The sequence below is a fragment of the Micromonospora sp. NPDC005161 genome (assembly GCF_053599855.1).
The window spans coordinates 1-3,924 of the sequence record NZ_JBSFYQ010000108.1; the positions used below are offsets into that span (position 1 = coordinate 1).

Here is a 3,924-nt window from a genome sequence, read left to right on the forward strand (position 1 = left end):
AATCTCTACGGCGGATCGAGACGGTCGGGCCGGCGATAGCCGTCTCCGGCAAGCCTGGCTGTACGCCCAAAGCTGCCAGCACGGATTGCGGCATGACAGTGTGCCTGATCTTGGCAAGTCATACCGGCCACTCATGTAGTCGCGCAGGGACCAGCCGCTGGCGGCGGGCTGCTTCCCGCTCACGGAGCACCTCGCCGACGCCGACGGCGTCGTCCTCCTCGTAGTCTGAGACGATGCGGGGGCCGTGCCCCCGCGCCGTCCACTATCGCCAGTCGGTGTGCGCAGCCTGCTTGCGACCGACGGCCATCCCCATCACGATCACGGTGTACGCGCAGAGCACGGCGAGCCCGGCCCACCCGGGGAGCGGGAAGTACCCGGCCGACGGCGCATAATGCGCGGTCACCTGCGGATACTCCACCATCGTCTGCTTGACGGCGAAGCCTGCGGCCGGGGTGAGCCGCAGCACCCACTCGGAGAGCGTGTCGGGCAGTAGCGGGAACGCCGCGACGGCGTAGGGCAGGGCGGCCAGCGACAGTCCGATGAGGATCGCTGCCCAGCCACGGCGCAGCCACACGCCGAGCCCATACGCGAGGACGGCGCAGAGGGCGAGCACCGCCGCGACGCCGACGATCACCCGAGCGCCGGTCAGCACCGGCACAGGCTGCACCGGGATGCCGTTGCCCTTCAGGATCGCCATGCTCGCCGGGAGGACGACGCCGACGGCGACCAGACCGGTGACGAAGGTGGCCGCCCCGACGACGGCCGCCCGGGCGGCGATCACCCGCCGGGAGGCCGTCTCGCGAGCCGTGCGGGCGCCGTAGCGGGCCGCGGCGATGAGCACGATGATCAGCGCGACCGTCAGGCCGAGCAAGGTGTTCTCGACGCTCCGCGCGCCCTCGTCGCTGAACGGCCCTATGTCGCCGGTGCCGCTGACCGTGATGACATCGTCCTTTTCCACGGCTCCGGAAGCGTTATGGTACTTCTCCCAGTCGGTGTGGTTCATCTGGCCGATCGAGTCGCTGGCCCACGCGCCGGTGGCACCGCCCTCGACGGCGACGTTGTCGAAGACGCCGACGGCCTGGGTGAACCGGACCTCCTCGATAGCGCCGCCGAGGCCGATTTCCCGGAGCGTGAGGTCGCCAGGGGACGTGGCGAAGAGGCCGACCTGCACGTTGTCCGGCAGCCCGTCGAGCTTCGCCGTTCCCACGGTGTGCCACTGCTCGCCATCGGCCGACTCGGAACCGGTGATGGTGTCGCCCGAGCGGGTCAGGCGCAGCCAGCGCGGGGACTGCTCCGAGACGCCGCCTGCGCCTCCGGCGACGTCGTGCTTGTAGTCGTACTGGAAGCGCACGCCGTGGCTGCCGGTCATCATGAGCGCCGCGTAGTGCGAGCCCTGCCGCACGCCGTCCTTGACGATGATCCCGGCCTTCGCCCACGGCACCAGCCCGGACACGATCTGGTCGTGGTTCGGCGGGGGATAGGTGATCGTCCCGGTCATCAAGGTCATCCGTACCGTGATGCTCCCCTCGCGGCCCAGGTCGCGATGCAGGAACCAGAACCTGTCGCTGACGATGGAGCCGTCGCCGGCGACGGGAGCGGCCGGGCAGGGCCCGTCGCAGGACGCACGGGTGCCGGAGGTGAACAGCAGGCCCAGCGCGATGACGGTGAGGGCCGCGGCGGCCAGGGCGATCAGGCGGCCCGGGCGGCGGAACGCGGTCCATTCCCGCCGGAGGAGTTCAGTGGTCGACATGCCGTCCGTTTTACGGATCGGCGCGTAACACGGCCCGAACCGGCTCTGTCATGCTGTTGTTAGGTCTTCCAAGGCATGCTGGAGGCATGATCAGGCTGCGCAGCGGGACCGTGGGGGTACGGTTCACGATCTTGTACGCCGTTGTGTTCCTCCTGTCGGGTGTCGGGCTGCTCGGCCTGACCTTTCTGCTCTCTGACGGCAGCCTGAGCAGCGTCGCCCCCGCCGGGAATCCCCCCGCCCACGGCAGCTTCGCCGTGGCGCAGCAGCGCATCCGGGAGCTGGAGGACCAGCTGGCCGAGGTGCACGCGCAGCAGGCCAGTCAGCTGCTCGCCGGTTCGCTGGTGGCGCTGATCGTGATGGCCGTCGTGTCACTGCTGCTCGGCCGGGCGCTGGCTAGGCGCGTCCTGCGGCCGCTGCGGATCATCACCAGCGCCACGCGGCGCATCTCCGCCGACAGCCTGGACCGGCGGCTTGCCGTCACCGGCCCGGCCGACGAGGTGAAAGACCTCGCCGACACCATCGACGAACTGCTCGAACGGCTCGAAGTGTCGTTCGCCGCACAGCGCCGCTTCGTCGCCAACGCCTCCCATGAGCTGCGTACGCCGCTGACGACCATGCGGGCGTCGCTGGACGTCGCGGTCGCCAAGCCCGACCCGGCCGCCTCGACGGTGGCGCTCGCGGACCGCCTGCGTACGCAACTGGACCGGGTCGATCACCTGCTCGACGGGTTCCTCGTGCTGGCCCGGGCACAGCACGGCGCGCTGGCCGACGCCGCCCCGGTCGACCTCGGCGACCTCATCGGCGCGGCACTGTGCGACAGGTACGCCGACGTGGAGACGAAGCGGCTGAGCGTAACGGTGGACGTGCCGCCGGGAACGGCGACCCAGGGCAGCCCGGCGCTGCTGGCGCGGTTAGTGGAGAACGTCGTCGACAACGCCGTAACACACAACGAGAACGGCGGATGGATCGGAATCACCGGGTCCGCGAGCGAGGAGGAGACGGTGCTCGTCGTCGAAACCGGCGGGCGCGTCCTCGACCAGCGGGAGGTCGACCGGCTGACGCAGCCCTTCGAGCGGCTCGGCGACGAGCGTACCGGCTCCTCGGGACTAGGCCTGTCCATTGTGGCCGGCGTAGCCGCCGCCCACAGCGGCCGGCTCATCCTGCTCGCCCGGCCGGAGGGCGGCCTGCGCGTAACGATCACGTTTCCGGTCGCGAAGGTACCGGCGGCATGACGTGCAGAGCGCCGCATGCCGCGGTCCTCCTGGTTGGAATTTAGGTCGGCATGAGGATCCTCGTCGTCGAAGACGATCACGCACTCGCCGAGGTCGTCGCGGAAGGGCTGCGCGACCAGGGAATGGCCGTCGACCTCGCCCACGACGGGCTGACCGCCGCCGCCAAGCTCGACCTCACCGCGCACGACGTGGTGGTCCTGGACCGGGACCTGCCCGGCCTCCACGGCGACACGCTGTGCCAGATGATCACTGAGCGGGCAGACCGACCGATGGTGCTGATGCTGACCGCGGCGAGCGCGCCCGGCGACCGGGTCAGCGGGCTGACCCTGGGCGCGGACGACTATCTCGCCAAACCCTTCCACTTCCCGGAGCTGATCCTGCGCATCCACGCGCTGGCCCGCCGCAAGCCAGACGCCCGGCCCCGGACGCTGCACGCAGCCGGGATCGAGCTAGACCCGATACGCCGGACCGCCGTTCGCGACGGACGGCAACTCAACCTCTCGGTGAAGGAGTTCGCCGTGCTGGAGGCGCTGCTGCGGGCAAGCCCGGGCTTCCTGAGCACCGAGACCCTGCTCGAACAGGTCTGGGACGAGAACGCCGATCCGTTCACCAACACCGTTACAGTGACGGTCGGCCGGCTGCGGCGCAAACTCGGCGGTCCACCAGTCATCGCGACGACGCCAGGAATCGGCTACCGGATCGCCTAATCCACCGCCCCACAACGGCACCCAGGCGAATGATTCGAGCGTGACACCCTAACTGGACGAGCCGACACACTCATCTCGGCAGATCCGGTCGTCGCGCGGACGGAGGTCGACGCTCTGATCGCGGCAGATCCGGATGCCGGCGTCACTGGTATGAGAAGCCGGCCAAGTGGTCAGCCAGATTGAATCGAGTGCTGCAGCTGGGACAGCTGAGCCGACCAAAGAGGCGCGTCAAGCG

Annotated in this window: 3 protein-coding genes; 2 read left to right on the forward strand and 1 reads right to left on the reverse strand. The window is 69.7% G+C overall.

The window, feature by feature from the left end; genetic code table 11:
• Nucleotides 1-262 precede the first annotated feature (262 nt).
• Complete coding sequence (locus ACWD5O_RS36960; RefSeq protein WP_450088156.1) at nucleotides 263-1,750, reverse strand: hypothetical protein; 1,488 nt, start codon at nucleotides 1,748-1,750, stop codon at nucleotides 263-265.
• An 86-nt stretch (nucleotides 1,751-1,836) separates the two neighbouring features.
• On the opposite strand from ACWD5O_RS36960, the gene ACWD5O_RS36965 reads away from it, so the two are divergent.
• Nucleotides 1,837-2,982, forward strand: a complete 1,146-nt coding sequence (locus ACWD5O_RS36965) for a sensor histidine kinase (RefSeq protein WP_354968846.1) — start codon at nucleotides 1,837-1,839, stop codon at nucleotides 2,980-2,982.
• Nucleotides 2,983-3,032: 50 nt separating this feature from the next.
• Nucleotides 3,033-3,689 (forward strand): response regulator transcription factor, encoded by a 657-nt coding sequence (locus ACWD5O_RS36970; RefSeq protein ID WP_074307989.1) that lies wholly within the window; start codon nucleotides 3,033-3,035, stop codon nucleotides 3,687-3,689.
• Nucleotides 3,690-3,924 lie beyond the last annotated feature (235 nt).

Bases quoted from the DNA above. Each gene is read 5' to 3' on its own strand.
- ACWD5O_RS36960 (WP_450088156.1), bottom strand. From the start codon at position 1,750: ATGTCGACCACTGAACTCCTCCGGCGGGAATGGACCGCGTTCCGCCGC.
- ACWD5O_RS36965 (WP_354968846.1), top strand. From the start codon at position 1,837: ATGATCAGGCTGCGCAGCGGGACCGTGGGGGTACGGTTCACGATCTTG.
- ACWD5O_RS36970 (WP_074307989.1), top strand. From the start codon at position 3,033: ATGAGGATCCTCGTCGTCGAAGACGATCACGCACTCGCCGAGGTCGTC.